22 protein-coding genes are annotated in these 26,989 nt (G+C 76.0%); 14 read left to right on the forward strand and 8 right to left on the reverse strand.

What is annotated here, in order from left to right; all coding sequences use genetic code 11:
• Nucleotides 1-109: 109 nt before the first annotated feature.
• The 3 genes from hutI to ASF47_RS15440 all read right to left on the reverse strand — a co-directional run bounded on the left by hutI (nucleotide 110) and on the right by ASF47_RS15440 (nucleotide 4,238).
• Entirely contained in the window at nucleotides 110-1,264 is a 1,155-nt protein-coding gene (gene hutI / locus ASF47_RS15430; protein WP_056865252.1) for an imidazolonepropionase, read from the reverse strand.
• A 98-nt stretch (nucleotides 1,265-1,362) separates the two neighbouring features.
• Nucleotides 1,363-2,838, reverse strand: a complete 1,476-nt coding sequence (locus tag ASF47_RS15435) for a formimidoylglutamate deiminase (protein WP_235558773.1) — start codon at nucleotides 2,836-2,838, stop codon at nucleotides 1,363-1,365.
• Complete coding sequence (locus ASF47_RS15440; RefSeq protein WP_200919158.1) at nucleotides 2,835-4,238, reverse strand: Zn-dependent hydrolase; 1,404 nt, start codon at nucleotides 4,236-4,238, stop codon at nucleotides 2,835-2,837. Before ASF47_RS15440 ends, ASF47_RS15435 begins: the two co-directional genes overlap by 4 nt.
• Nucleotides 4,239-4,248: 10 nt before the next feature.
• On the opposite strand from ASF47_RS15440, the gene ASF47_RS15445 reads away from it, so the two are divergent.
• The 6 genes from ASF47_RS15445 to ASF47_RS21595 all read left to right on the forward strand — a co-directional run bounded on the left by ASF47_RS15445 (nucleotide 4,249) and on the right by ASF47_RS21595 (nucleotide 8,893).
• Nucleotides 4,249-4,917: a nitroreductase family protein gene (locus ASF47_RS15445; protein ID WP_056865255.1), complete on the forward strand. Its 669-nt coding sequence runs from the start codon at nucleotides 4,249-4,251 to the stop codon at nucleotides 4,915-4,917.
• Between the two features lie 126 nt (nucleotides 4,918-5,043).
• On the forward strand, nucleotides 5,044-5,613 hold the full coding sequence (locus ASF47_RS15450) for a J-domain-containing protein (protein WP_056864900.1): 570 nt from the start codon (nucleotides 5,044-5,046) through the stop codon (nucleotides 5,611-5,613).
• Nucleotides 5,614-5,762: 149 nt separating this feature from the next.
• On the forward strand, nucleotides 5,763-6,857 hold the full coding sequence (locus ASF47_RS15455; RefSeq protein WP_056864901.1) for an HpcH/HpaI aldolase/citrate lyase family protein: 1,095 nt from the start codon (nucleotides 5,763-5,765) through the stop codon (nucleotides 6,855-6,857).
• A gap of 1 nt (nucleotide 6,858) precedes the next feature.
• On the forward strand, nucleotides 6,859-7,749 hold the full coding sequence (locus ASF47_RS15460) for an HpcH/HpaI aldolase/citrate lyase family protein (protein WP_056864902.1): 891 nt from the start codon (nucleotides 6,859-6,861) through the stop codon (nucleotides 7,747-7,749).
• Between the two features lie 59 nt (nucleotides 7,750-7,808).
• A complete protein-coding gene (locus tag ASF47_RS15465) occupies nucleotides 7,809-8,612 on the forward strand; it encodes a GNAT family N-acetyltransferase (RefSeq protein ID WP_056864903.1) in 804 nt (267 codons plus the stop codon).
• A gap of 137 nt (nucleotides 8,613-8,749) precedes the next feature.
• Complete coding sequence (locus tag ASF47_RS21595) at nucleotides 8,750-8,893, forward strand: hypothetical protein (RefSeq protein WP_165699050.1); 144 nt, start codon at nucleotides 8,750-8,752, stop codon at nucleotides 8,891-8,893.
• 99 nt (nucleotides 8,894-8,992) lie between these two features.
• On the opposite strand, the gene ASF47_RS15470 is transcribed toward ASF47_RS21595, so the two are convergent.
• The 3 genes from ASF47_RS15470 to ASF47_RS15480 are packed head-to-tail and all read right to left on the reverse strand — an operon-like array spanning nucleotide 8,993 to nucleotide 10,634.
• Nucleotides 8,993-9,838 carry a patatin-like phospholipase family protein gene (locus ASF47_RS15470; RefSeq protein ID WP_056864904.1) on the reverse strand — a complete coding sequence of 282 codons (846 nt, stop codon included), beginning with the start codon at nucleotides 9,836-9,838 and terminating at the stop codon, nucleotides 8,993-8,995.
• A 55-nt stretch (nucleotides 9,839-9,893) separates the two neighbouring features.
• Nucleotides 9,894-10,328 carry an MmcQ/YjbR family DNA-binding protein gene (locus ASF47_RS15475; RefSeq protein ID WP_056864905.1) on the reverse strand — a complete coding sequence of 145 codons (435 nt, stop codon included), beginning with the start codon at nucleotides 10,326-10,328 and terminating at the stop codon, nucleotides 9,894-9,896.
• 3 nt (nucleotides 10,329-10,331) lie between these two features.
• Nucleotides 10,332-10,634, reverse strand: a complete 303-nt coding sequence (locus ASF47_RS15480) for a peptide methionine sulfoxide reductase (protein WP_200919160.1) — start codon at nucleotides 10,632-10,634, stop codon at nucleotides 10,332-10,334.
• A gap of 91 nt (nucleotides 10,635-10,725) precedes the next feature.
• On the opposite strand from ASF47_RS15480, the gene dtd reads away from it, so the two are divergent.
• The 3 genes from dtd to ASF47_RS15495 all read left to right on the forward strand — a co-directional run bounded on the left by dtd (nucleotide 10,726) and on the right by ASF47_RS15495 (nucleotide 14,843).
• Complete coding sequence (gene dtd / locus ASF47_RS15485; RefSeq protein ID WP_056864906.1) at nucleotides 10,726-11,181, forward strand: D-aminoacyl-tRNA deacylase; 456 nt, start codon at nucleotides 10,726-10,728, stop codon at nucleotides 11,179-11,181.
• Between the two features lie 1,101 nt (nucleotides 11,182-12,282).
• Nucleotides 12,283-13,803: a hypothetical protein gene (locus tag ASF47_RS15490; RefSeq protein ID WP_056864907.1), complete on the forward strand. Its 1,521-nt coding sequence runs from the start codon at nucleotides 12,283-12,285 to the stop codon at nucleotides 13,801-13,803.
• Nucleotides 13,800-14,843: a phosphatase PAP2 family protein gene (locus ASF47_RS15495; RefSeq protein WP_056864908.1), complete on the forward strand. Its 1,044-nt coding sequence runs from the start codon at nucleotides 13,800-13,802 to the stop codon at nucleotides 14,841-14,843. The genes ASF47_RS15490 and ASF47_RS15495 overlap by 4 nt, the downstream gene beginning before the upstream one ends.
• On the opposite strand, the gene hutU is transcribed toward ASF47_RS15495, so the two are convergent.
• Both hutU and hutH read right to left on the reverse strand, forming a co-directional pair.
• Nucleotides 14,809-16,557: a urocanate hydratase gene (hutU, locus tag ASF47_RS15500; protein WP_082500393.1), complete on the reverse strand. Its 1,749-nt coding sequence runs from the start codon at nucleotides 16,555-16,557 to the stop codon at nucleotides 14,809-14,811. The genes ASF47_RS15495 and hutU overlap by 35 nt on opposite strands.
• On the reverse strand, nucleotides 16,554-18,179 hold the full coding sequence (gene hutH / locus ASF47_RS15505) for a histidine ammonia-lyase (RefSeq protein WP_082500394.1): 1,626 nt from the start codon (nucleotides 18,177-18,179) through the stop codon (nucleotides 16,554-16,556). The genes hutU and hutH overlap by 4 nt, the downstream gene beginning before the upstream one ends.
• Before the next feature lie 382 nt (nucleotides 18,180-18,561).
• On the opposite strand from hutH, the gene ASF47_RS15510 reads away from it, so the two are divergent.
• The 5 genes from ASF47_RS15510 to ASF47_RS15530 all read left to right on the forward strand — a co-directional run bounded on the left by ASF47_RS15510 (nucleotide 18,562) and on the right by ASF47_RS15530 (nucleotide 26,978).
• Nucleotides 18,562-19,869 (forward strand): choice-of-anchor P family protein, encoded by a 1,308-nt coding sequence (locus ASF47_RS15510; protein ID WP_056864909.1) that lies wholly within the window; start codon nucleotides 18,562-18,564, stop codon nucleotides 19,867-19,869.
• Nucleotides 19,870-20,068: 199 nt separating this feature from the next.
• The gene (locus ASF47_RS15515; protein WP_235558774.1) at nucleotides 20,069-21,277 is read left to right on the forward strand and encodes an MFS transporter; all 1,209 of its coding nucleotides are present in this window, start codon (nucleotides 20,069-20,071) and stop codon (nucleotides 21,275-21,277) included.
• Between the two features lie 128 nt (nucleotides 21,278-21,405).
• On the forward strand, nucleotides 21,406-22,026 hold the full coding sequence (locus ASF47_RS15520; RefSeq protein WP_056864910.1) for a hypothetical protein: 621 nt from the start codon (nucleotides 21,406-21,408) through the stop codon (nucleotides 22,024-22,026).
• Nucleotides 22,027-22,088: 62 nt separating this feature from the next.
• Nucleotides 22,089-22,907 (forward strand): IclR family transcriptional regulator, encoded by an 819-nt coding sequence (locus tag ASF47_RS15525; RefSeq protein ID WP_056864911.1) that lies wholly within the window; start codon nucleotides 22,089-22,091, stop codon nucleotides 22,905-22,907.
• A gap of 246 nt (nucleotides 22,908-23,153) precedes the next feature.
• Complete coding sequence (locus ASF47_RS15530; protein ID WP_056864912.1) at nucleotides 23,154-26,978, forward strand: (Fe-S)-binding protein; 3,825 nt, start codon at nucleotides 23,154-23,156, stop codon at nucleotides 26,976-26,978.
• Nucleotides 26,979-26,989 lie beyond the last annotated feature (11 nt).

A 26,989-nucleotide genomic window follows, 5' to 3' on the forward strand; every position in this document is an offset into this window, starting at 1 on the left:
ACGCGGCGTGGCTCGGGCCTCGGCACGGCCGTGGGCTCGGACCCGGCACGGGGCGCGGGGCCGAGCGGGGGGCCGGGCGCAGGGCCTGACCGGGGTCCGGGGCGCCCGCTCACACCACCTGCCGACCACCGACCCAGACCGCCTGCACGAGGGGCACCCCGGGCCGGTAGGCCAGGTGCACGTGGCTCGGCGCGTCGAGCACGACCAGGTCGGCGCGGGCCCCGACGGTGAGCCGTCCGACGTCGTCGCGGTCGAGCGCGGCCGCCCCGACCGCCGTGGCCGCGTGCACGGCCTCGCCCGCGGTGAGGCCCATCTCGCGCACGGCCAGGGCGATGCAGAAGGCCATGCTGCTGGTGAAGCTGGAGCCGGGGTTGCAGTCGCTGGCCAGTGCCACCCGCACGCCGGCGTCGAGCAGCCTGCGGGCGTCGGGGTAGGGCTGCCGCGTGGAGAACTCCACGCCCGGCAGCAGGGTCGCGACCGTGCCCGTCTCGCGGAGCGCGTCGACGTCGGCGTCGGTGAGGTAGGTGCAGTGGTCGACGGCGCTCAGCCCGAGCTCGGCGGCCAGCAGCACCCCGGGCCCGGGCCCGAGCTGGTTGGCGTGCAGGCGCCCCCGCAGCCCGACCGCCGCTCCCGCGGCGAGCACCGCGCGGGCCTGGTCGGCGTCGAAGGCGCCGGTCTCGCAGAAGACGTCGATCCACCGGGCGTGGGGCGCGGCGGCCTCCAGCATCGGCCCGGTGACGAGGTCGACGTAGGCCGCCGGGTCGTCGGCGAGCTCGGCGGGCACGACGTGGGCCCCCAGGTACGTCGTCTCCTCGGTGAACTGGCGCGCCACCGCGAGCGAGCGCGCCTCGTCGCGCACGGTCAGGCCGTAGCCGCTCTTGGTCTCCAGCGTCGTCGTGCCCTGCCGACGCATCTCCGCGACCAGGCGCGCCACCGTGGCGGTCAGCTGCTCGTCGGTGGCGGCGCGGGTCGCGGCGACCGTGGTGCGGATGCCGCCGGCGGCGTAGGGACGCCCGGCCATCCGTGCCTCGAACTCCGCGGCCCGGTCGCCGGCGTGCACCAGGTGGGAGTGGGAGTCGACGAAGCCCGGCAGCACGGCCCGCCCGCCGAGGTCCACGCGCAGGTCGGCCGTCGGCGCCGACGCCGCCGGCCCCACCCACGCGACCCGTCCGCGCTCGACCAGCAGCGCCGCGTCGTGGCGCAGCCCGAGCAGGTCGTCGTCCTCGGGGTCGTTGGTCACCAGCTCCCCGATGCCGGTCAGCAGGGTGGTCGGCCCGGCGGCCCCGCCCGCACCGGACGGGCCGGACGGGCCGGACGGGCCGGGCGGGCCGGGCGGGGTGAGGGGGGTGTGCGGGCCACCGGTCACGGCAGGACCTCCTGGATCGCGGCGGCCAGGGCGGCGCCGAGGGGCTGGTCGGGGGCCGGGGCCCTGGGGCCGACGACCCAGCGACCGTCGACCATGACGGCGAGGACGTCGGCGGCGCTCGCGGCGAAGACGGCGGTGTGCTCGTCGTCGCCGGTGCCGGCGGTGCGCGGGGAGGTCGTGTCGAGCACGACCAGGTCGGCCCGGGCGCCGACCTCGAGGCGTCCGGCGTCGGGGAAGCCGAGCCCGGCGTGGTCGGTGCCGGCCGCGAGGAGCTCGCCCGCGCTCCAGTGACCGCGGCGGCGCGAGGTCAGCCGCTCGTCGAGCTCCAGGGCGCGCATCTCCTCCCAGGGGTCGACCACGGCGTGGCTGTCGCTGCCCAGCGAGAGGACCGCTCCCGCGTCGGCGAGACGGCGCGCGGGGCCGACGCCGTCGCCGAGGTCGCGCTCGGTGGTCGGGCAGAGGCAGACGCGGGTGCCGGAGCCGCCGAGGAGGTCGACGTCGGCGTCGGTGAGGTGGGTGGCGTGGACCGCGGTGGTCCGGGGGCCGAGCGCGCCGGCGTCGGCGAGCAGGCGGGTCGGGGTGACGCCGTGGGCGGCGAGGCAGGCGGCGTTCTCGGCCGGCTGCTCGGAGAGGTGCACGTGCAGCGGGCCGCCGGCGGCCGCGGCCACCACCGTCGGCAGGTCGGCCCGGGGCACCGCCCTCACCGAGTGGATCGCCGCGCCCACGACGACGTCGTCGCTCCCGTGCAGCCGCTCGATCAGCGCGGCGCGCCGCTCGGCCCAGGCCTGCGCGGAGCCGTCGCTGCACCGCCGCTGCACTCCCTCGACCGGGGCGCCGAAGCCGCTGCTGAGGTAGCAGGTGTCGAGCAGGGTCAGCCGCAGTCCGACCGCGCGGGCGGCCTCGACGAGGGCGAGCTCCATCGCGTGGTCGGGGTAGGGGGTGCCGTCGGGTCGGTGGTGGAGGTAGTGGAACTCCCCAAGGGTCGTCACGCCCGAGGCGACGATCTCCCCGAGGACGGCCCGGGCGAGGCGGTGGTAGGAGTCGGGGTCCAGGCGCGCGGCGACGGCGTACATCTGCTCGCGCCAGGTCCAGAACGTGCCCCGGCCGCGCTGGGTGCGCCCCCGCAGCGCGCGGTGGAAGGCGTGGCTGTGGGCGTTGGCCTGCCCCGGCACGACCAGGCCGTCGAGCACCACCGCCTCGCGCCCCTCGCGCCCCTCGCGCCCTTCGCCCACCGCGCCCCCCGGCTCCACGCGCGTGAAGCGACCGTCGGCCACCTCCACCAGGACGTCGTCGCGGGTGGCGCCGCCGACCCACGCCCGCCGCAGCACGTACGCCGCGGTGGCCGCGCCGGCCCCGGCGCCGGCCGGGCGGGCGACTCCCCGGGGCGAGCCGCCGGTCGCGGGGCCGGTCGAGGGGCCGGTCGCGGGGCCGATCGCGGGGCCGATCGCGGGGCCGGTGACAGGTCCGCTCACCGCGCCAGCACCTCGAGCGCGTCGGCCAGTGCCTCGACGCCGGCGAGGCAGTCGGCGACCTCGGCGTGCTCGGCCGGGGAGTGCGAGACGCCGGTGGGGTTGCGCACGAAGAGCATGGCCGTCGGCACGCCGGCCGCGGCGAGCACGCCCGCGTCGTGGCCGGCCTGCGTGTCGAGCACCGGCCAGCCGCGTCCGGCCGCGTCGAGGACCCCGACTAGCGCCGGGTCGAAGCCCACCGCTCCCGAGACCGACTCGGGGTGCACCGCCAGCGAGGTGCCGTCGCGCTCGGCGCGGGCGACGCCCTGGGCGGTGATCGCGACGACCAGCGCCTCCAGCTCGGGCTCGCTCGCGGCGCGGGCGTCGAGCCAGGCGCCGACCTTGGAGGCGATGACGTTGGTCGACCCCGGGGTCACCTCGACCCGCCCGATCGTGGCGCGGGCCCCGGCCAGCCGCGCCTGCTTGTGGGCCGCGAGCGCGATCATCGCGAAGGTCAGCACCGGGTCGGCGCGGTCCTCCATGCGGGTCGTGCCGGCGTGGTCGGCGCGGCCCTCGAGGTCGAGCCGCCAGCGCCCGTGCGGCCAGATGCCGCGGGCCATGCCCACCGGCGCGTCGAGGTCGACCAGTGCCCGGCCCTGCTCGACGTGCAGCTCGACGAAGGTGCCGACGCCCTCGAGCAGCCCGGCCCCCGGCCCTGCGCTCGACCCGGCCCCCGGCCCTGCGCTCGACCCTGCCCCCGGCCCTGCGCTCGACCCTGCGCTAGACCCTGCGCTCGACCCTGCCCCCGGTCCTGCGACCGACCCTCCGCGCGACCCCGCGCCCGACCCGGCGCCCGACCCTGCGCCCGGCCCCTCCTCGAGCCCCTGCCCCAGCCCGGCCGCCTCCAGCGCGTCGGGCAGCCGCACGCCGTCGGGGTCGACGAGCTCGCGCAGGTCGGCCCACGCCGCCCTGCCGGTGGCCCACCGCGAGCCCAGGCACGCCCGCCCGAAGCGCGAGCCCTCCTCCTCCGCGAACACCGACACCCCGACCGGCCGGCCGGGCCGCACGCCCCGCTCGCGCAGCCGGTCCAGCGCGGCCAGGGCCGAGACGACGCCGAGCGGACCGTCGTAGGCCCCGCCGTCGTCGACGGAGTCGAGGTGCGAGCCGGTCAGCACCCCCGGACCGCTCGCCCCCTCCGGGCGCCACCACGCCACGACGCTGCCCAGCCCGTCGACCCGTACGTCGAGCCCGCGGCCCGCGCACTGCTCCAGGAACCACGCGCGCAGCTCACGCTCGGCGCCGTCCCACGGCCGCCGGTGGTAGCCGCCGGTGCGCGCCGAGCGACCGACGGGCGCGAGGTCGCGCCACATCGCCTCGAAGTCCGGGCGACGGCCGGCGGGCCGCTCAGCGGGGGTGTCGGGCACAGTGACCTCCGTGGAGTTCCGAGACGTGGTGCGGCGTCGCCGCATGGTGCGCCGCTACAGCGACCGACCGGTCGACCCGGCCGTGGTGACCCGCGCGATCGAGCACGCGACCCGTGCGCCGAGCGCCGGCTTCAGCCAGGGCTGGGGCTTCCTGGTGCTGGAGGACCCCGCCGACGTGCGCCGCTTCTGGGAGGCCACCAGCGACGACGTGGACGACCCCGGCCCGTGGCTGGCGGGCATGATGACCGCGCCGGTGGTGATCGTGCCGTGCAGCAGCAAGGCGGCCTACCTCGCCCGCTACGCCGAGCCCGACAAGGGCTGGGAGGACCGCGCGGAGGCGCGCTGGGCCAAGCCCTACTGGCACATGGACGCCGCGATGGCCAGCCTGCTCATCCTGCAGACCGCGGTCGACGAGGGCCTGGGGGCCTGCTTCTTCGGTGTGCCCCCGGGGCGCGAGGCCGCGCTGCGCGAGGCGTTCGGGCTGCCCGACGAGGTCGACCCGATCGGGGTGGTCACCCTGGGCCACCGGGTCGCCGACACCGGCAGCGCCGGCTCTCCGGCGCGCCGTGGGCGCCGGCCGCTGGAGGAGGTCCTCCACCGCGGCCACTGGGGAGCCGGCGCGGGCGCCGCCAGCGGCGCCGACGGTGCCGACAGCGGGGCGGCGGACGACGACGGGTAGCGGCACCGAGCCAGTCCACCGGCCGCCGCGCGGCCGGTCAACGCGCCGGGGGGCCAGGCCGTCTCGGATCCGAGACGGCTCGTCCCCGGGGGGTCCGTAGGCTGGGGCACGCGGAGGTGAGGTCAGATGAGCGACGAGACCCGGGCGGCCCGCAGGGACCAGGCCGCCGACGAGCGCGAGCGGCGCAAGCGCAGCGGGCAGAGCGCGGCCGCCGCCCGCATCCAGCACCAGTCCAGCTGGGTCGACCAGCAGATCCGCGTGGCCATGGCCCGCGGCGACTTCGACGACCTGCCCGGCGCCGGCAAGCCGATCCAGGGCCTCGGCACCGACCATGACCCCGACTGGTGGGTCAAGAAGCTCGTCGAGCGCGAGCAGATCACCGGCGTGCTGCCGCCGAGCCTGGCCCTGCGCAAGGAGGACGCCGAGCTCGACGCCCGCCTCGACACCTTCACGATGGAGGCCGAGGCGCGCCGGGCGGTCGAGGACTTCAACGCCCGCGTGCTGCACGCTCGCTACACCCCCACCGACGGCCCGCCCCTCATCACCATGCCGCGCGACGTGGACGCGGCCCTCGCCGGCTGGCGGGCCCGGCGCGAGGAGCGGCGCGAGGCCCAGCGCCAGGCGCTCGCCGCCCAGGCCGCGGCCGCTCCCGCCCCGCGGCGCCGCTGGTGGCACCGGCGCGCAGCCGACCGGTAGCCGCGGCCTCCCACCCGGCCGCCGACGCACCCACCAGCCCCACCCACCGACGCACCCTCCGGCCCACCCACGGCAGCGGCCCGCCCCCGTCCGTCCGGCGAGAGATCGGTCATACCCGTCGGTAACCGTGCGCTGCTACGTTCGCGCGCATGCGACCCAGCAAGGACTTCTTCCGCCCCCTCGCGGTGGGTGCGCCCACCCCGCCCACCGACATCCCGGCCCGCCCCAGCCGGGCGATCCACTTCTTCGACCCGAGCAACGCGAAGATGGCGGCCAAGATCCCGCAGATGGTCGGCGGCGTCGACGTCCTGCTGGGCAACCTCGAGGACGCGGTCAAGGCCGACAACAAGGTGGCCGCGCGGGAGGGCCTCGTGCGGATCGGCCAGGAGACCGAGGGCCTCGGCGGGCCCGACAGCCCCACGCAGCTGTGGACGCGCATCAACTCCCTCGACAGCCCGTGGGCCCTCGACGACCTCACCACGTTGGTGCCGGCGATCGGCCACAAGCTCGACGTGGTCATGGTGCCCAAGGTGCAGGGCGCCGAGGACATCCACTACGTCGACCGCCTGCTGGCCCAGCTCGAGGCCAAGGCCGGTCTCGACCGCCCGATCCTGGTGCACGCCATCCTCGAGACCGCGCGCGGCATGGCCAACGTCGAGGAGATCTGCGGCGCTAGCCCGCGCATGCAGGGCCTCAGCCTGGGCCCGGCCGACCTGGCCGCCGACCGCCGCATGAAGACCACCCGCGTCGGCGGCGGCCACCCCGGCTACCTCGTGCGCCAGGACCCGCCCCGCAACGAGCTCGGCGTCGCCGAGATCGAGGCCCCGCGCTCGGTCTTCCAGCAGGACCTGTGGCACTACACCATCGCCCGCATGGTCGACGCCTGCGCGATGCACGGCATCTACCCCTACTACGGCCCCTTCGGCGACATCGCCGACGTCGTGGCCTGCGAGGACCAGTTCCGCAACGCCTTCCTGCTCGGCTGCGTCGGCACGTGGAGCCTGCACCCCAAGCAGATCGCCATCGCCCACCGGGTCTTCAGCCCGTCGGTCGAGGACGTGGCGCACGCCCGGCGCGTGGTCGCGGCCATGGGCGACGGCACGGGCGCGGTGATGCTCGACGGCAAGATGGAGGACGACGCCTCCCTCAAGCAGTGCCTGGTGATGGTGGAGCTGGCCGAGCAGCTGGCCGCCATCGACCCCGAGCTCGCCGAGCAGTACGCCGCCGCCGGGTCGGAGGACTGAGATGACCGAGCACCCCACCGCGCCCGAGACCCCCGCGCACACCCCGCTGCGCTCGGTGCTCTACATGCCCAGCTCCAACGAGCGCGCCCTGGAGAAGGCCAAGTCGCTGCTGTGCGACGGCCTCATCCTCGACCTCGAGGACGCCGTCGCCCCCGACGCCAAGCCCGCGGCGCGCGAGGCGGCCGCGGCCGCCGTGGCGTCGGGCGAGTACGGCCGGCGCACCGTCACCATCCGCGTCAACGGCCTCGGCACCGAGTGGCACGACGCCGACCTCGTGGCCGCCGCCCAGGCCGGCCCCGCCGGCGTCGTGGTGCCGAAGGTCGGCAGCGCCGACGAGGTCCGTGCCCTGGTCGCCGCCCTGGAGAAGGCCGGCGCCCCCGACCACACCCGGCTGTGGGCCATGGTCGAGACCCCGCAGGCCATCCTCGACGTGCGCGAGATCGCCGCCGCCTCCGACCGGCTCGCGGTGCTGGTGATGGGCACCAACGACCTGGTCAAGGAGCTCTACGCCGAGCACGTGCCCGGCCGCGCGCCGCTGCTCACCTCGCTGTCGCTGTCGCTCCTGGCCGCCCGGGCCGCCGGCGTCGCGATCCTCGACGGTGTCTACAACGACGTGAAGGACGCCGACGGGTTCCTCGCCGAGTGCCGCCAGGGCCGCGAGATGGGCTTCGACGGCAAGACCCTCATCCACCCCGGCCAGGTCGAGGGCGCCAACACCGCCTTCGCCCCGAGCCCCGAGGCGGTCGAGGACGCCCGCGGCGTGCTCCAGGCGTGGGAGGACGGTCGGGGTTCGGGCGTGGTGACCTACCGCGGAAAGATGGTGGAGAACCTCCACGTCGAGTCCGCGACCCGCACGCTACGCATCCACGAGGCGATCACCGCGCTGCAGTGACCCGGCGGTGGTCCCGGCCGTGATCCTGGCGGAGGTCCCGGCGGTGGTGTGATGGGGGCGTGAGCCTCCTCGACGCGTTCCACACCAGCATCCGCCTCGCCGGGCGGGAGGACGAGCCCGCACCCGGCATCGTCCTCGACACCGACGGCCCGGTGCGTCGTCGCTACCCGGCGACGCCCGGGTCGTCGTACTGCATGGTCGAGTGCCCGGAGGGTCTCGGCGAGGACCCCGACCACTGGATCGCGCGGCAGGTGGCGTTCTTCTCCGGGCGCGGGGAGCAGGTGGAGTGGAAGACCTACTCCTACGACTCCCCCGCCGACCTCGCCGACCGGCTCGTCGCGGCGGGCTTCGTCGCCGAGGACGAGGAGACGCTGCTGCTCGGCGAGGTCGCCGGGCTGGTCCACGACGTGGCGCTCCCCGACGGCGTCGCCCTGCGGCAGGTGAGCAGCGAGGAGGACCTCGCGCGGGTCGACGTCCTCCTGCGCACGATCTGGGGCGAGGGCCGCGACGACGGCTCGCTCGCCGCCGAGGTGCGCGCCGACCCCGACGCGCTCGACGTCGTCGTGGCGGAGGAGTCGCCCGCAGGGCCGGTGCTGTGCGCCGGGTGGCTGCGCTACACCCGCGGCACCGACTTCGCCAGCATGTGGGGCGGCTCGACGCTGCCGCAGTGGCGGCGTCGTGGGCTCTACCGGGCGACGGTCGCGCACCGCGCCGCGCTGGCCCGCGACCGCGGCCACCGCTACGTGCGCCTCGACACCTCGCCCCAGTCGCGACCGATCCTCGAGCGTCTCGGCCTGCGGGCGGTCGCCACCACGACGCCCTACGTCCTCGACGGGCGCAGCGGCGCCGCGCGGTCTTCGTGAACCAGCCGTGAGCCGGTCGTGATGCGGTCGACGTCCGCCTGACCTGGGACGACGCCGCACGGTCACCCTCAGAGGTGAGCGCCGTCACAGTCGCCGGGGAGTAGACCTGGACCTCCACACTCTGGAGGGAGTCTCACATGGTCCTCATCGGACTTGTCCTGCTGCTCATCGGCATCTTCGCGTCCATCCCGCTGCTCACGACGGTCGGCATCATCCTGCTGGTCGTCGGCCTGGTCCTGAACCTCGTGCCGATCGGAGGCACCCGACGGCGGGTCTTCTGACCCCCGCTCGGCGACCAGCACGACCGCGGCACGACCGCGCCGCACGACGACCCCCGGCCCTCGGTCGGGGGTCGTCGTCGTGAGGCACCGCGCAGCCGGTCAGCCCCAGAGGTCGCGGACCCGGTCGACCCACGCGGCGGCCTGGGCGTGCCCGGCGCGGGCCGAGGGTGGGCGCGCCGCGGGGTCGAGCACGTTGCGGCCGATGGCCGCCCGGGCGTCGGCGTCGGGCGTGATCACCAGGTGGGCCACGCCCAGGTCGGCGAGCTGCCGGCTCGCGCTGCGCAGTGGCCCGACGCCCCGGTCGGCGGGGGCGAGCACGACCACGGGGTCGCAGCCCTCGGCGAGGTCGGCGTTGGTGCCCGAGCGCACGCCGCCGTCGACGTAGGTGCGCCCCAGGATCGGGATGGGCGGGTAGACGCACGGCACGGCGCAGCTGGCGTTGACGGCGTCCTCGAGGCCCACGTCGCCGCCGGGCCCGAAGCGCACCAGCTCCCCGGTGGCGACCTCGACGGCGGTCACGACGAGGTCGCGCTCGGGCCAGGTGGTGCTGGTCAGGCGGCGTCGCACCTGCGCGTAGCGCTCCTCGACGCTGGGGGTGCGCCCCGCGGCCGCCAGGCGTACGGCGCGCCGCCCCAGCACCCGGCCGAAGCGCTCGACGTCGCCGCGCGAGGCCAGCAGCCCCAGCGCGAACTGGGCCACGACGCCCACCCCGATCCGAGCCGGCGGGTCGGTGTCGGTGGGCGGCGGCAGCTGACGGCGGTAGAGCTCCTCGAGGCCGACGCCGCTGGTGACCTGGGCCCCCACGATCGAGCCCGCCGATGTGCCGATCACCCGGTCGGCGACGGTCAGGTCGACCCCCGCCTCGGCCAGGCCGGTGAGCAGCCCGGTCTCCCAGGCGATCCCGGTGATGCCGCCGCCGCCCAGGACCAGTCCGCGTCTCGTCACGGCGCCATCCTGCCCTCCGCCGGCCGGTCGGGGGCGCGCCGCGCGGGGCGCGGTCTCAGCCCGCGCCCTGCTCGCCGGCGTTGAGCCGGGCCACCCGCCGCGGCCCCGCGGTGAGCCGGTAGGACGCGTCGACCAGCTCGGCCACCTCGGCCCACTGCTCTTCCCACCCCGGCGCCCCGGGGCCGGCGAGGTCGAGGCCGACCCAGCCGGAGGGCCCCAGGTAGGCCGGCACGAACGAGCGCGGGTCGCCCAGCACGGCCTCGCGCTCCCCGGGCTCGAGCAGCACCACCACGCAGCGGGGGTGCTGCACCCACGCGCCGTCGACGCGCCGGGAGCCGCCGTAGTAGGCGAAGACCTTGCCGCGCGGGGCGGCGAAGAAGGCGGGGCGGCCGTGGGAGACCTTCGTCGCGGCGTCGGGCAGGGCCAGCGCGAGCGTGCGCAGCCGCAGCAGGGCGGGGTCGTCGTCGTCGAACATCGGCGGGTGGGCCACGCCTCAGGTTGGCTCCCAGCCGGCGAGGAAGTCCAGCACCACCGCCGCCGGCATCTCGCACGGGCGGAAACGGTCGGCGCCGTCGCCGGGCGAGTAGAGGTTGGCGCTCACCACCGCCGTGCCGCCGCGCTCCTCGGCCCACACCTTCTGCGAGCGGCCGCCGACCTGCTCGCTGCGGGTCAACGACCAGGTGCGCCCGGCGTAGCGCACGGTGCTGTGGCCCAGCGGCACCCGCGCGAAGAGCCGCGCGGCCTCCGTGGCCTCCTGGTCCACCTCGGGCTCGGGTCGGGGCGCGGGGTCGGGCACGCCGCCATCATGGCGCGCTCCCGGGCGCCCGACATGGCGGCCGGCGCGGCGGCCGGCGCGGCGGCCGACGCGGGCGGCGATGATGGGGCGCGTGAGAGCGGTGGTGCAGCGGGTGACGTCGGCGCGCGTCGAGGTGGCGGGGGCCGACGGGCCCGCGGTGGTGGGGGCGATCGAGCGGCCGGGCCTGCTGGTCTACCTCGGCGTCACCCACGACGACGGGCCCGCCGACGTGGCCTGGGTGGCCCGCAAGGTGTGGGAGCTGCGGCTGCTGCGCGGCGAGGTCTCCGCCTCCGAGGCCGGGGCCCCGGTGCTGGTCGTCAGCCAGTTCACGCTCTACGGCGACGCGCGCAAGGGGCGCCGGCCCACCTGGCACGCGGCCGCTCCCGGCCCGGTCAGCGAGCCGCTCTACGACGCGGTCTGCGCCGAGCTCGAGCGCCTCGGCGCCGAGGTCGCCCGCGGCGTCTTCGGCGCCGACATGGCCGTCACCTCCGTCAACGACGGCCCGATCACCCTCGTCCTCGACTCCCCCCGCCCCCACGCTGGGTGAGCGGGCAGCGCCACCCGACCCGGTGGTTGAGGAGGGAGCGCCAGCGACCGTCTCGAAACCACCCCAGCGACCGACGCTCCTCCGGGTCGTCACCTCGTGCCCCGGTCCGGGTGCGAGTCGTCGTCGCAGGTCTCGGGCACCCAGAGACGGGCGGTCGGTCACCACGAGCGCCGCCACCACTGACCGGCCACGCGGGGGCCGCCTCGCGTCCCCGGCCTGCCCGCCCGACAAGTGGCGGCGAACGACCGGTCGACGGCCGCCGCAGGTGTCGTCTCCCGCCACTACGCACAGTCAGTCACCGCGAGCGCCGCCACCACCACCGGCCGACCCCACGCGGGGCTGCCCCCGGTCCCCGGCCGGCCCGCCCGACAAGTGGCGGCGAACGACCGGTCGAGGGCCGCCGCAGGTGTCGTCTCCCGCCACTACGCACGATCAGTCACCGCGAGCGCCGCGACCACCGACCCCGCCACACGGGGGCCGCCTCACGTCCCCGGCCCGCCCGCGCGCCCGAGAAGTGGCGGCGAACGACGGGTCGAGGGCCGCCGCAGGTGTCGTCTCCGCCACTACGCACAGTCGGTCACCGCGAGCACCGCGACCACCGACCCCGCCACACGGGGGCCGCCTCACGTCCCCGGCCCGCCCGCCCGAGAAGTGGCGGCGTACGACCGGTCGACGACCGCCGCAGGTGTCGCCTCCCGCCACTCACCGACGCCGACCCCGGGCCGACCCACGGGCCGGTCACCGTGCTGCTCGGCGGATCGACCCCCGTGCGAGCACCGATCGGTCGAGCTCCTGATCAGGCCAGCACCTCCGACCGGGCCGGGCCGGCAGCCACCAGCGCACACGTCGGTCGAAGGCACGGAACCAGTCCCGAGACGGGCCGGGCCCACAGCCACCAGACCACAGGCCATCGCCAACGGGGCTGCAACGCGGACCTCACAGTCTCGGAACCACCCACCCCGGGGATCCCGGGACCCTCACCGCCGCACGCCTCCTCCTCGACCACCTCCGCCACCCCCGTCACCCCCGCAGAGACGCAGACCACACGCCGATCCGTGCTCGCCCCTGACGGCCCGGCGCCGCGCGGCGCACACTGACGCCATGTCCCCCGGTCCGGTCGCGCCCCACCCCGCACCCGACGTTCGGCGACCCCCCGCGGGCGCGCCCGGCCGCACCTGGCCGCTGGTGGTCGCGATGGCAGCGGCGGCGACCCTGGGCTGGCTGCCCTTCGTCGGCCGCGACCTCGGGCCCGACGAGGGCGGCCTGCTGCTGGTGGCGGCGCAGTGGGCGCCGGGCTCGTCGGTCTACGGCGACTACTTCGTCGACCGCCCGCCGGTGCTCCTCGCCCTGGTGGCCGCGGCCGAGCACCTCGGCGGTCTCGTCGGGCTGCGGCTGCTCGGCGCGCTGGCGGTGGTGGCCTGCGTGCTGCTGGCCGGCCTCGTCGGGCGGCTCGCCGCCCCCGGCACCCGCAGGGGTCCGCTGATGGCGGCCGGTGCGGCGGCCGCGCTGACGGCCACCCCGCTCTTCGGTGGCACGGTGGTCGACGCGGAGATCCTGGGCGTGCCCTTCCTGCTGGCCGGCACGGCCGCGACCCTCGCAGCGCTCACCGCGCCCGACGCACGGCGGGCCGCCCTCCGGGGCGCCCTGGCCGGCGCGGCCGCCGTGGCCGCCGCGCTCACGAAGCAGAACCTCGTGGACGTCGGCGTGCTCCTCGCCGCCCTGGCCGTGACCGGGCTCCTCGCCCGTCGCGGCGCCGCGCGGCTGCGGCCCCTGCTGGCCGGCGCGGTCGCCGGCGGCCTCGCGGCCCTCGTCCTGGCGCTGGTCGGTGCGGCGACCCGCGGCACCGGGCCGGTCGAGCTGTGGCGGGCCGTGGTGACCTTTCGCAGCCAGGCGGGCCGGGTCATCGCGACGGCCGACCCGCCGTCGTCGGCCGACCGGTTCGTGGTGATGCTCGTGGCGCTGCTCGCCAGCGGCGCTCCGCTGCTGCTGGCCGCCCTCGCGCCGTCCTTGCGCCGCGCGGTGCCCCTCGGGCCCGACCGGCTCGACCTGCGCTGGGCCGCGGCCGCCGTGCTGGCCTGGGAGTGCGTGGGGGTGGCGCTGGGTGGCAGCTACTGGCTGCACTACCTGACCGGCCTGGTGCCCGGCATCGTGCTCGTCGCCGCCCTGGCCGCACGCACCCCGCCCCGGCCTCCCGGCTGGCGGCGGCGCGCGCTGGTCACGGCGTACGCCGGCACGGCCCTGTCGGCCGCGGTCGCGGTCGGGTGGGTGGGGGCGCACCCGATCGAGCGCTCCGAGCTCGCGGTGTCGGCGTGGCTGGTCGACCACGGCCGTCCGGGCGACACCGCGGTCGTGGCCTTCGGGGAGCCCAACGTGCTGTGGGCGGCGGGGATGTCCAGCCCCTACGAGCAGCTGTGGAGCCTGCCGGTGCGCGTCTCCGACCCCGACCTGCGCGAGCTCGCCGCGGTGCTGGAGGGCCCGCGGCGCCCGACCTGGCTGGTGGTCGCCGGTCGCTCGCTGCTCACCTGGGGCGTCGACCCCGACGCGGCCGAGCCCGCGGTGGCCGCCCACTACCGCGAGGTCGCCGTGGTCGCGGGCTACACCGTGCTGGAGGTGCGCCGGTGAGGTCGCCGCTCACCGGTCGCACCGACGGGCTCCCGCGCGACCTCGCGCCCTTCCCGCCGACCCGCCCCGTGGCGCGCGCCCGGGCCCTCGCCGCGGTGGCCGCCCTGCTGGCGGTGTGGGTCGCGCTCGTCGGCATCCCCAACGACACCGTCGGCGTGGCGCTGTGGCTCTGGCTGGTCGCGCTGGCCTGGCACGCCGACGCCCCGCCCACGCGCCGCTGGGACTTCGCCCGCGACTGGTGGCGCCCGATGCTGCTGCTGGTCGTCTACTGGCTCCTGCGGGGCCTGGCCGACCAGACCGGCGTGCCGGTGCACGTCGAGACCCCGGTGCGCCTCGACGCCTGGCTGGGCGGAGGCACGGTGCCGACGGTGTGGCTGCAGCGCGAGCTGTGCGGGGTGCCCTGCGACCCCGACGGCGCGCCCCGGTGGTGGGACGTCGCGCTCACCACCGTCTACGCCTCGCACTTCCTCGTCGCCCAGGTGCTCGCCGGGGTGCTGTGGCTGCGCGACCGCGTCGTGTGGCTGGCCTGGATGCGGCGGCTGGTGGTGCTCAACCTGTGCGGGCTGGTCGTCTACGTCCTCTACCCCATGGCGCCGCCCTGGATGGCCGCCGACCTCGGCGCGCTGCCCCCGGTGGAGCGGATCAGCGGCCGCGGCTGGTCGGAGCTGGGTCTGCACCGGCAGAGCATGGTGCTGCTCGGCATGTCCAACAAGGTCGCTGCGATGCCCTCGCTGCACGCCGGCACGGCCTTCCTGGTGGCCTTCTTCGCCCTCGGTCGACTGCGCTCACGGTGGCGGTGGCTGCTGCTGGCCTACCCGCTGGCGATGTGCGTGACGCTCGTCCACGGCGGCGAGCACTACGTCGTCGACACCCTCGCCGGCGCGGCGCTCGCCCTCGCCGTCGCGGTCGGCTGCAGCGTGTGGGAGCGGCGTACGGCGGCCCGCGACTCCGCCCGCGACTCCGCCCACGACTCAGCCCATGACTCAGCCCACGACTCCGAGGGCCTCAGTCGCGGACGACCGGCTCCATCGGCACCGTGACGCCCCGCTCGGCGGCGACCTCGCCGGCGCGGGAGTAGCCCGCGTCGACGTGGCGGATGACGCCCATGGCCGGGTCGTTGGTCAGCACCCGCTCGAGCTTCTCGGCGGCCAGCGGGGTGCCGTCGGCCACGCACACCTGGCCGGCGTGGATCGAGCGTCCCATGCCGACGCCGCCGCCGTGGTGGAGCGAGACCCACGACGCACCGGAGGCGGTGCTGACCAACGCGTTGAGCAGGGCCCAGTCGGCGATGGCGTCGGAGCCGTCGAGCATCGCCTCGGTCTCGCGGTAGGGCGAGGCCACCGAGCCGCAGTCGAGGTGGTCGCGGCCGATGACCACCGGCGCCGAGAGCTCCCCGGAGGCCACCATCTCGTTGAAGCGCCGGCCTGCGCGGGCCCGCTCGCCCTGGCCCAGCCAGCAGATCCGGGCCGGGAGGCCCTGGAACTGCACCCGCTCCTGCGCCATCGCGATCCAGCGGTGCAGCCGGGCGTTGGCGGCGCTCTCCTCGGCGGGGAAGAGCTCGAGCACGGCGCGGTCGGTCGCGGCGATGTCGGCCGGGTCGCCGGAGAGCGCGGCCCACCGGAAGGGCCCGCGACCCTCGCAGAACTGCGGCCGGATGTAGGCCGGCACGAAGCCGGGGAAGGAGAAGGCGCGCTCGCAGCCGCCCTTGCGGGCCTCGTCGCGGATCGAGTTGCCGTAGTCGAAGACCTCGGCGCCGGCGTCCTGGAAGCCGACCATGGCCGCGACGTGCGCGGCCATCGACGCCCGCGCACGCAGCGTGAAGCCCTCGGGGTCGCGGGCGGCCTCGTCGCGCCAGGCCGCGGGGTCCACGCCGACGGGGAGGTAGGACAGCGGGTCGTGGGCGGAGGTCTGGTCGGTGACGACGTCGATCGGGGCACCCTGCGCGAGCAGCGCGGGGACGACCTCGGCCGCGTTGCCGAGCACGCCGATCGACAGCGGCCGCCGGGCGTCACGGGCCTCGACGGCGAGGGCGACCGCGTGCTCGAGGGAGTCGGCCTGCACGTCGAGGTAGCGGTGCTCCAGGCGCCGGGCGATGCGCGCCTGGTCGACCTCGACGCACAGCGCCACGCCGTCGTTCATGGTCACCGCCAGCGGCTGCGCCCCGCCCATGCCGCCGAGCCCGGCGGTGAGGGTGATCGTGCCGGCCAGGGTGCCGCCCCCGATCTTGTCGGCCACGGCGGCGAAGGTCTCGAAGGTGCCCTGGAGGATGCCCTGGGTGCCGATGTAGATCCACGACCCGGCCGTCATCTGGCCGTACATCGTCAGCCCCAGGTCCTCCAGGCGACGGAACTCCTCCCAGGTGGCCCAGTCGCCGACGAGGTGGGAGTTGGCGATCAGCACGCGCGGCGCCCAGGCGTGCGTGCGCATCACCCCGACCGGCTTGCCGCTCTGCACGAGCATCGTCTCGTCGTCGCCGAGGGTGGTGAGGGTCCGCACCAGGGCGTCGTAGGCCTCCCAGCTGCGGGCGGCGCGGCCGGTGCCGCCGTAGACGACGAGGTCCTCGGGCCGCTCGGCGTTGTCGGGGTCGAGGTTGTTCATCAGCATCCGCAGCGCGGCCTCGGTCTGCCACGACCGGGCGGTCAGCGTCGTGCCGCGCGCGGCCCGGATCGGCAGCCGCGGGTTGCCGCCCCCACCCCCGGCGCTCGCGGCCCCCGCGCTCGCGGCACCGGCGGGCGTGCGGACGTCCCCGCTCATCGCAGCGCTCCGGTGACCGACTCGGCGGCGGCCACGACGGCGCCCGAGGCCACGAGACCGACCGCGACCTCGATCTCCGGGGCGAGGTGGCGGTCGGGGCCGGGGCCGTCGAGCCCGTGCCCGCGCAGCAGCCGCACGACGGCGCCGGTGGCCGGGGAGGGCGCGAGGCCCGCGGTGTCGCCGGTGGTGGAACGCAGGTCGAGGGCGCGGGCCGCGGTCATCACCTCGATCGCCACCACGCGGGTCAGGCCGTCGACGGCGCGGCGCAGCTTGCGAGCGGCGCCCCAGCCCATCGACACGTGGTCCTCCTGCATCGCCGAGCTCGGGATCGAGTCGACCGAGGCCGGCGCGGCGAGCCGCTTGAGCTCGGAGACGATCGCCGCCTGGGTGTACTGCGCGATCATCAGCCCGCTGTCGACACCGGGGTCGTGGGCGAGGAAGGGCGGCAGTCCGTGGCTGCGCGCCCGGTCGAGGAAGCGGTCGGTGCGCCGCTCGCTGATCGAGGCGACGTCGGCGGCCACGATGGCCAGGAAGTCGAGCACGTAGGCGACCGGGGCGCCGTGGAAGTTGCCGTTGGACTCCACGGTGTCGCCGAGCACGACCGGGTTGTCGACGGCGGAGGCCAGCTCGACCTCGGCCACCCGCGCGGCGTGGTCGACGGTGTCGCGGGCGGCGCCGTGCACCTGCGGCGAGCAGCGCAGCGAGTAGGCGTCCTGCACGCGGTGGCACCCGGGCCCGCGGTGGGAGGCCATCAGCGGGGAGTCGGCGAGCAGCGCGACCAGGTTGGCGGCCGAGGCGCCCTGCCCCGGGTGGGGGCGCAGGGCCTGCAGCGCGGCGGCGAAGACCCGGTCGGTGCCGAGCTGGCCCTCCACCGACATCGCGGCGGCCACGTCGGCGGTGCGCAGCAGGCGGCGCAGGTCGGCGATCGCCATCACCAGCATGCCGAGCATGCCGTCGGTGCCGTTGATGAGGGCCAGGCCCTCCTTCTCGGCCAGCTCGACGGGCCGCAGCCCGGCCGCGGCCAGCGCCTCGTCGGCCGGGCGCAGCACCCCGTCGGCGTCGCGCACGGGCCCCTCGCCCATGAGGGCCAGCGCGCAGTGCGACAGCGGCGCGAGGTCGCCGGAGCAGCCCAGCGACCCGTGCTCGTGCACCACCGGCGTGATCCGGTGGGTCAGCAGCGCCGCGAGCAGCTCCGCGGTCTCGAGCCTGACCCCGGTGCGCCCGGTGGCCAGGGTCGAGAGCCGCAGCAGCATGAGCGCGCGGGTCACCTCCACCTCGACCTCCGGTCCCGAGCCCGCGGCGTGGCTGCGCACCAGGGAGCGCTGCAGCTGCGCCCGCTGGGCGACCGGGATGTGGCGGGTCGCGAGCGCCCCGAAGCCGGTGCTCACGCCGTACGCCGGCACGTCGCCGGCCGCCAGCAGCTCCACCACCTCGCGGGCGGCGCCGATCGCGCTCCGGGCCTCGGGGGCGAGCACGACGGGGGCGCCGTCGCGGGCGACGGCCACGACGTCGGCGGGGGTGACCGGACCGGTGCCGACCACCACGGCCGCGCCGTGGTCGCCGGTGGCCCGGTCGGCGTCGTGGCTCCGGTGGTCGGTGCTGGGGTCGGTGACGGTGTCCATGGGCCCAGTCTCGGCAGCCGGCCGGGTCGCCGACAGGGCCGCCCGACCACCACTGTCTCGGATCCGAGACGAATCGGCCGGGCCCGCCGACCGGTGCCACCGCGGTGGTCTCGACCACCTGTCGACCCGACGGACGACCTGTCAACCTGACGAGACGGCGACCGGCACCGGCACCACCGGGACGGTCGGGCGCTCTGGTCGCCCCGCGCGGAGCGCCAACCGAACTGGATCGGATCCAAGTCTCACGAATTTAGGCGGTCTAGCCCGCGAGACCGCCGCGATGTGCAAAATGGATCGCGGAAGTCACATTTGAGATGTGTCTTACCCGCGTCCGGCTGAGGGAGGTCGGCGCGTCCTCCCCCTCAGCAGCAGGAGTCTCTCTATGCGTTCTCGCCTGGTCCCCGTCGCGACGGCGCTCGCCGTCGCGGCCTCGACCGCCCTCATGATGGCCCCCACCTCGACGGCGGCCCCCGCTGCCGGCGGCGACAGCTCGGCCAAGCTGACCAACACCAACTTCGCCTTCACCGCGACCGGCTACGGCACCCTGGTCGAGGGCGGCATGGTCCCGGCCGACTCCGGCACCACCGGCTTCAGCACCATCGCGTGCACCAACCAGGCCGGCAAGACCCGCGACAACTACATCGCCGAGGTCAACGTGCCCGGCCTCGGCACCATCTCCGGTGTCCGCACCGACGTGCAGACCCGCCAGCGCAAGAACAAGGTCTTCTCCCTGGCCAAGCACTCCGTCGCCGACGTCTCGATCCTCGACACCCCCCTCGGGTCGCTGTCGATCACCGGGGTCTCGGCCACCTCGCGCGTCACCTACACCAAGTCGGGCCCCGACAAGGGCTTCAAGACCGCCACCAACACCTCGGTGCTCGGCATCAAGCTCCAGCCCGCCGGCGGCCTGCCCGCGCAGACGCTGCCCCTGCCCACGCCTGACCAGCCGATCGAGATCCCCGGCCTGGCCACCATCTCGCTGGGCAAGAGCATCGAGAAGAAGAACCGCCAGGGCGCCACGGCCTACGCCAACGCCCTCTTCATCCACGTCATCCCGACCGACACCACCGTCAAGGTCGCGCGCAGCGCCGCCAAGCTCGAGCGTGGCGCAGTCTCCGGCATCTTCAACGGCAACTCCAGCCCCGTGCGCGCCGACGTCATCGGCGACCTCATCCGGGTCGGCCGCGCCGTCAACTCGATCATGCCGTGCACCGGCACCGACGGCGAGCTGAAGAAGAAGAGCGCCGCCAGCGTCAACCTGGCCGACCAGGTCGTCGTCGACGGCGCCTACAGCCAGCAGCGCGCCAACCAGGTCAAGGGCCGCGCGAGCGGCACCGAGGAGTCCGGCGTCGCCAAGATCTCCCTCGGCGGCGACGCCCTGGTCATCGAGGGCCTCCAGGCGAAGGTCAACGTGGTCCGCAAGGGCGGCAAGGTGACCAAGAACGGCTTCACGAAGTTCGTCGGCATCACTGCCGGCGGTCAGGCCCAGGAGCTCGACCAGCTGCCCGAGACCATCGAGATCCCCGGCGTCGGCCTGGTCAAGCTGGAGTTCAACCTCAAGCGCAAGACCGCCTGGGGCATGAAGGTCGTCGCGCTGCGCATCACGCTGCTCGAGGCCGGCGGCGACGACGTCGACTCGGTCGTCAACATCGGAGAGGCCAAGCTCCGCATCCAGCCGCTCGGCAGCTGACCCGCCGCGGCGGTCGCCACCGGCCCGTCGCACCACCGCCGCGCCACGCGGCACCCGTCCCCACCCGACCGGCCCGGTCCCCTCACGCAGGGGGCCGGGCCGGTCGGCGTACCGGGCCCTGCTCCGGAGGCGGACCGGGCCCTGGCCGCGGACTGGGACGCGGCGCGCGGGCGGGCCCGGCGGGGCTTGTACTGGACCGGTGACCACCCCGCCCTCGACCGCGACCCGGCCGGCGACCGAGGTCGGCGCGGCCCGCCGCTGGGCCATGCTGGCGGCCTCGACGACGGCGCAGGCGGCGGCAGGCATCACCATCCACGGGCCCGCGTTCCTCATCCCCGTGCTCGTCGCCGACGGCGGGCTCAGCCTCGCCCAGGCCGGTCTCGTCGCCGCCGCACCGACGCTCGGCGTCACCCTCACGCTGGTGGCGTGGGGGGCGCTGGCCGACGCCCGCGGCGAGCGCGCCACGCTGCTGGTCGGGCTCGTGCTCACCGCCGCGCTCGGCGGCGTCGCCATGGCCGGAGGCGGTGTCGTCGCCCTGGCGCTGGCCCTGGCCGCGGCCGGGGCGGCCGCGGCGAGCACCGCCTCGGCCAGCGGGCGGGTGGTCGTCGGGTGGTTCCCGCCGCACCGTCGCGGCCTGGCCATGGGCATCCGGCAGATGGCCCAGCCGGCCGGGGTCGGGATCGCGGCCGTCACCATCGCCGTGGTCGCCGAGACCCGCGGCGTCACGGCGGCCCTCGGGGTGCCCGTCGCTGCCGCGCTGCTGGCCGCCGCCCTGGTCGCCGCGGTCGTCGTCGACCCGCCGCGGCCCGAGCGCCGCGAGGGCAGCGCCCCCAACCCCTACCGCGAGGACGGCTTCCTGGCCCGCGTGCACGCCGTGTCGGTGCTCCTGGTCGTGCCGCAGTTCCTCGTGTGGACCTTCGCCCTCGTCTGGCTGGTGCAGGACCGCGGCTGGTCGGCGGCCGCGGCGGGCACGCTCGTCGCCGTCTCCCAGCTGCTCGGGGCGCTCGGGCGGGTGGCGGTCGGACAGCTCAGCGACGTCGTCGGGAGCCGGATCCGCCCGCTGCGCTGGGTCACGGTGGCGGCGGGGATCTCGATGGCCGCCCTCGGCCTCGCCGCCGGGCTCGACGCGGCCGTGGCCGTGCCGCTGGTGGTGCTCGCCACCGTGGTCACGGTCGCCGACAACGGCCTGGCCTTCACCGCCGTCGCCGAGCGGGCCGGGCCGTTCTGGTCGGGGCGGGCGCTGGGTGCGCAGAACACCGCGCAGTACCTCGCCGCCTCCGCCGTCCCGCCCGTCGCCGGCCTGCTCGTGGCGCAGGCGGGGTACGCCGCCGCCTTCGCCCTGGCCGCCCTCTGCCCGCTGGCCGCGGTCGCCCTCGTGCCGGTGCGCGGGGAGCGCGCCCTGCGCTGAGGCGGCGGACCGGGCCGTCGGGTCAGGGCCGGGGATCAGGGCCGGGGATCGGGGCCGGGGGACCCGGGCGGGTGAAGCCGCGGGGGTCCGGGGAGGGGCAGGGTCGAGGGTTCAACCCGAGGAGTCCCATGACCACCATCACCATCGTCGTCGTCCTGGCCGTGCTCGTGCTGGCCGCCGTCGTGGCCACCGTCGTGCTCGTCGGGCGCCGCAACGCCCGGCTCAAGGAGGTCCGCCTCGAGCAGGCCGGGCAGCTGCGCGGCCAGGCCCAGCGTCAGGGCGGCTCCATCGCCGAGGCCCGGCAGCGGGCGGAGGCCGCCGAGGAGGAGGCCCGCGTCGCGCAGATGCAGGCCGACCGCGCCCGCGAGCGCGCCGAGGCCGCCCGCCACGAGGCCACCGTCGCCGAGGCCCACCAGGAGGACGCCCTGCGCGAGGCCGACCAGCTCGACCCCGACCGCGCCGCCACGCCGGCGCCCGTGACCGGCAGCCCCACCGACCTGCCCGGCGGGCCCGAGGGCGCCACCCCCGCGGCCGGCACGGCCACCGGCGCCTCCGCGACCTCGGCGCCTTCCGCGACCTCCGCGACCGCACCGGCCTTCCCGCCGAAGCCGGAGGCCTCCGACCGGCCCGGCATGGCCCCGGTCGAGCCCGGCACCCAGCCCGCCCCCGGCCGTCGCGCCGCCCCCGTGGGCGAGACCGAGCCCGCCGCCGCCCCCGACGCCGGTCAGGGGCGACACCGCTCCCCCTGAGCCCCCGACCGCGGCGCCCGCCACAGCACCACGCGGCCGCCCGGGTCTGAGAGGCTGCCGGGGTGGACGAGCCGAGGCAGCCGACGACCGCGACCGGCGGGTCGCAGGTGCCGGCGGCGACGCGCGCGCTGCGAGTGCTGCGCTTCCTGGCGACCCAGCCCGACCCCGTGCCGCTCGAGCGGATCGCGCGGGAGGTCGGGCTGCCGCGCAGCACGGCGTACCACCTGCTCGCGGCGATGATCGCCGAGGGCTTCGTGACGCACCTGGTCGAGGAGCACCGCTACGGCCTGGGCGTCGCGGCCTTCGAGGTGGGCAGCGGCTACTCCCGCCAGGAGCCGCTGCAGCGCCTGTCGCGCCGGGCGCTCGCGGCGCTGGTCGACCGCGTCGGCCAGACCGCCCACCTCGCCGTGCTGCACGGGCGTGACGTGCTCTACGTCGTCGAGGAGCGCGCGCCGGGCCGCCCGCCGCTGGTCACCGACGTGGGCGTGCGCCTGCCCGCCCACCTGACCGCGAGCGGGCGGGCCGTGCTGGCGCGTCTGCCGGCCGCGCAGGTGCGGGCGCTCTACCCCTCGCCCGACGCCTTCGTCGACCGCCACGGCAGCGGTCCCCGCACCCTCGGCGAGCTGCGCGCGGTGCTGGTCGAGACCCGCCGGCGCGGCCACGCCACCGAGGACGGCGAGGTGACCCCGGGCATGGCCAGCACCGCCGCCGCCGTGCTCGACCACAACGGGCACCCGGTCGCCGGCCTGGCCGTCACCTACCCCGCCGGCGAGGTGTCGCCCGCCCTGGTCGCCCGCGAGGTCGGCCGCACCGCCGACCTGCTCACCCGACGCCTGGGCGGACACCCCGCAGCAGGCCCCGAGCGACCAGCGGTCGACTGACCTCGGGCCTGCCCCGGCGCCCGGGCGACCCCCTGGCCGGAGCGCGGCACCGGCCTGTCGTCGGCGCTCGACGACAGGGACCGCAGGAGGTGTGTCCACGCCGACACGACCGGATCAAGTTACCTACCGGTAGGATTCTTCTCACCCCCCGGAGGGCCTGACGGTCCTGCTCGCTCGGCCCTAGGCTCGCGGGCACGTCACGGCCGCCCCGGGACGTGCTCCGTCGAGGAAGGGCCACCCGTTCCGATGCAGATCTTCGCCATCGTCGTCTCCCTGGCGCTGACCGCCGTCGCCGTCGTGCTGACCGTGAGGGCCGTGCGCTCGATCGTCGCCACGGTGCGGATCGGGCAGCCGACCACCGGTCGCACCGACCAACCGGTCCAGCGCACGCTGACCATGGTCAAGGAGACGTTCCTGCACACCCGGATGCTCCAGTGGAGCGTCGTCGGCGTGATGCACTGGTTCGTCTACCTGGCCTTCATCGTGCTGGGCGCCGCGGTCTTCACGGCGTACTTCCAGCTCTTCGACCCCGAGTTCCAGCTCCCGGTCATCGGTCACTTCTTCCTCTACGAGTGGCTCGGCGAGATCCTCGGCGTGCTCGGCACGGTCGGCATCGTCTACCTCGCGATCTACCGCCAGAAGCACCACCCGCGCCGCGAGGGCCGCAACTCCCGCTTCTACCGCTCCACGATGTGGCAGGCCTACTTCGTCGAGGCGATGGCGCTGCTCGAGGGCTCCGCGATCCTCTTCATCCGCGGCGCGGAGTACAACCTCGGCCAGGCCCTCGGCGGCGAGGACGTGGAGAAGTACAGCCGCTTCCACTTCCCGGTCAGCTCGTTCTTCGGCGACGTGCTCTACGGCACCGACCCGGAGACGCTGGAGAACATCATCATCGTCATCGCGATGATCAAGATCGTCCTGGCCATGATCTGGCTCATCGTCATCTCGCTGAACCTCACCATGGGCGTCGCCTGGCACCGCTTCACCGCCTGGCCCAACATCTGGTTCAAGCGCGAGGGCTCCGGCCGCACCGCGCTGGGCGGGGTCAAGCCCCTCACCAGCGGCGGCAAGGTCGTCAGCCTCGAGGACCTCGAGGACCTCGACGAGGACTCCAAGCTCGGCGTCGGCGCCATCGAGGACTTCAGCTGGAAGGGCATCCTCGACTTCACCACCTGCACCGAGTGCGGCCGCTGCCAGAGCCAGTGCCCGGCCTGGAACACCGAGAAGCCCCTCTCCCCCAAGCTCCTCATCACCGCGATGCGCGACCACGCCTACGCGAAGGCGCCGTACCTCAAGGCCGCCGAGGGCGACCGCGCCGCGCTGCTGGAGAACGACAGCGCCCTGGCCCTCGAGGTCGAGCGGCCGCTGGTCGGCGACACCGGCGACGACTGGTTCTACAACCCCGACTCCGGCGCCGCCGTGATCGACCCCGACGTGCTGTGGAACTGCACCTCCTGCGGCGCCTGCGTGCAGCAGTGCCCCGTCGACATCGAGCACGTCGACCACATCATCGACATGCGCCGCCACCAGATCCTGGTGGAGTCGAACTTCCCCGCCGAGCTCAACGGCCTCTTCAAGGGGCTGGAGAACAAGGGCAACCCGTGGAACATGTCGCCCAACGCCCGCCTCGACTGGGCCAAGGGTCTCGACGTCGAGGTCAAGGTCGTCGGCGAGACCATCGAGTCGCTCGACGAGGTCGACTGGCTGTTCTGGGTCGGCTGCGCCGGCGCCTACGAGGACCGCGCGAAGAAGACCACCCGCGCCGTCGCCGAGCTGCTCGACATGGCCGGTGTCTCCTTCGGTGTGCTCGGCAACGGCGAGACCTGCACCGGTGACCCCGCCCGGCGTGCCGGCAACGAGTTCGTCTTCCAGGGCCTGGCCCAGCAGAACGCGGAGACGCTCAAGGAGTACAAGGTCAAGAAGGTCGTCTCGACCTGCGCCCACTGCTTCAACACCCTCAAGAACGAGTACAAGGAGTTCGGGGTCGAGCTCGAGGTCGTGCACCACACCCAGCTGCTCAACCGGCTGGTGCGCGAGGGGAAGCTGACCCCGGTCAAGGAGGGCGCCGGCGCGCAGAAGCGCTCCATCACCTACCACGACCCCTGCTACATCGGCCGCCACAACGGCGTCTACACGCCCCCGCGCGAGCTGCTCCAGATCCTGCCCGGCGCCGAGGTCGTCGAGATGGAGCGCAACTCCGAGCGCTCCTTCTGCTGCGGCGCTGGCGGCGCGCGCATGTGGATGGAGGAGAACATCGGCGAGCGGATCAACATGAACCGCACGAACGAGGCGGTCGAGACCGGCGCCGACCAGATCGCCGTCGGCTGCCCCTTCTGCCGCGTCATGCTCTCCGACGGCCTCACCATGAAGCAGTCGAAGGGCGAGGCCCGCGAGGAGGTCGAGGTCCTCGACGTCGCGCAGATGCTGCTGGCGTCGGTCAAGGGCGAGCAGGCCACCAAGCTGGCGCCCGGTGCGGGCGCGGCCGCCGCCGCTCCCGCGGCCGCGGCCCAGGGCGGCGGCACCACGACCCTCGAGCGCCCGGTCGAGACCAAGGCCGAGCCCGAGGCCGGCGACGAGACCATCACCGACGACACGGTGGTCGAGACCCAGGACGCCGGACCGCTGGCGAAGGCCAGCGGGGGCTCGTCGCTCTTCGACAGCCCCGAGGCCGCGGCCGCCGACGACAGCCCGGCCGGCGCGACCCAGGGCGCCTCGCTCTTCGACACCCCCGAGACCGCTGCCCCCGGCAAGTCCGTGCCGGCCGAGGCCAAGGCCGCCGAGCCGACCTCCGCGGGCGGCTCGCTCTTCGACCTCGGCGGCGACCAGCCGGCGGCGAAGGCGACCCCCGCCGAGGACGCGCCGCCGACCAGCGGCTCGACGTCGGGCGGCTCCACGTCGGGCGGCTCGCTCTTCGACCTCGGCGGCGACCAGCCCGCCGCGACGCCGGCCTCGTCGCAGGAGGCGCCCACGGAGAAGCCGGCCGACCCGCCGGCCGCCACGGCGGTCTCGTCGGGCGGATCGCTCTTCGACATCCCGGCCGACGAGCCGGCGGCGAAGCCGGCGGCGGCTCCCGAGGCGAAGGCCGACCCGGCCGCTGCCTCGCCCGCCGCGACGGAGCCGGAGCCGACTCCGTCGGCTGCTCCGACACCGAGCACCGACCTCGGCGCCGGTGGCTCGCTCTTCGACATCCCGGCCGCGGAGCCCGCCCCGGCGAAGCCGGCCGCGAGCGCCCCGGTCGAGACCCCCGAGCCCGAGCCCGCTGAGCCCGAGGCGCCGGCGGCGCAGGAGACGGCCGCTCCGGTCGAGCCGGCCGCACCGGCCGCTCCGGTCGCTCCGGTCGCCGGCCTGGGCTCGGGCGGGTCGCTCTTCGACATCGCCGCTCCCGCGCCGCGGGCCAGCGCACCGGCCGCTCCCGTCGCGTCCGAGGCGGCCACTGCGACCCCGGCCGACAGCACGAGCGAGGCCCCGGACGGCCCGAGCGAGGACGCCGCCGCCAGCAGCGCCCCCGCGGAGGAGCCGGCACCGGTCGCCCCGGCGGCCCCGGCCGCCTCGGTCACCCCGCGGGCCGGGATCCCGGAGGGCGGCTCGCTCTTCGACATCGAGGCTCCCGAGCCCGTCGCGGCCCCGCAGCCGCCGACGGCCCGGAGCGCGGCCGGCACGGCGTCCGAGGACACCTCCGCGGACACCACCGGGAGCACGGTGGCCGACGAGGCCCCGGCCGCGACGCCGGTCGCGGAGGACACCTCCGCGGAGGACACCTCCGCGGGGGCGGCCCTGAGCGTGGCGGCCACGCAGGCCGCCGCCACCGACGACGCCCCGGCCCAGCCGGAGGCCGAGGCCATCGTGGCCGAGACCGACGACGCGACGGACGACGCCGAGGAGCAGGCCGAGCAGGCCCTGGCCAACGCCGAGGACGACGCGGCGCAGGACGAGCCCGCCCAGCCCGAGGGCGAGAAGGCCCAGGACGCGGATCCCGAGGACGAGAAGCCGAAGGCGGCGAGCAACGGCGCGGCCCACACCCCCCGCACCGACGCCGACATCTCCGGCTCGAGCTCGCTCTTCGACCTCTGAGTCACCCGCGG

Origin of the sequence: Nocardioides sp. Leaf285 (genome assembly GCF_001422955.1) — a bacterium.
In the GTDB taxonomy this organism is placed as follows: Bacteria; Actinomycetota; Actinomycetes; order Propionibacteriales; family Nocardioidaceae; genus Nocardioides; species Nocardioides kribbensis.

Coding starts and splice junctions, on each gene's coding strand:
- ASF47_RS15510 (WP_056864909.1), top strand. CDS start 18,562: ATGCGTTCTCGCCTGGTCCCCGTCGCGACGGCGCTCGCCGTCGCGGCC.
- ASF47_RS15450 (WP_056864900.1), top strand. CDS start 5,044: ATGAGCGACGAGACCCGGGCGGCCCGCAGGGACCAGGCCGCCGACGAG.
- hutU (WP_082500393.1), bottom strand. CDS start 16,557: ATGAGCGGGGACGTCCGCACGCCCGCCGGTGCCGCGAGCGCGGGGGCC.
- ASF47_RS21595 (WP_165699050.1), top strand. CDS start 8,750: ATGGTCCTCATCGGACTTGTCCTGCTGCTCATCGGCATCTTCGCGTCC.
- ASF47_RS15490 (WP_056864907.1), top strand. CDS start 12,283: ATGTCCCCCGGTCCGGTCGCGCCCCACCCCGCACCCGACGTTCGGCGA.
- ASF47_RS15455 (WP_056864901.1), top strand. CDS start 5,763: ATGCGACCCAGCAAGGACTTCTTCCGCCCCCTCGCGGTGGGTGCGCCC.
- ASF47_RS15460 (WP_056864902.1), top strand. CDS start 6,859: ATGACCGAGCACCCCACCGCGCCCGAGACCCCCGCGCACACCCCGCTG.
- ASF47_RS15520 (WP_056864910.1), top strand. CDS start 21,406: ATGACCACCATCACCATCGTCGTCGTCCTGGCCGTGCTCGTGCTGGCC.
- ASF47_RS15530 (WP_056864912.1), top strand. CDS start 23,154: ATGCAGATCTTCGCCATCGTCGTCTCCCTGGCGCTGACCGCCGTCGCC.
- hutH (WP_082500394.1), bottom strand. CDS start 18,179: ATGGACACCGTCACCGACCCCAGCACCGACCACCGGAGCCACGACGCC.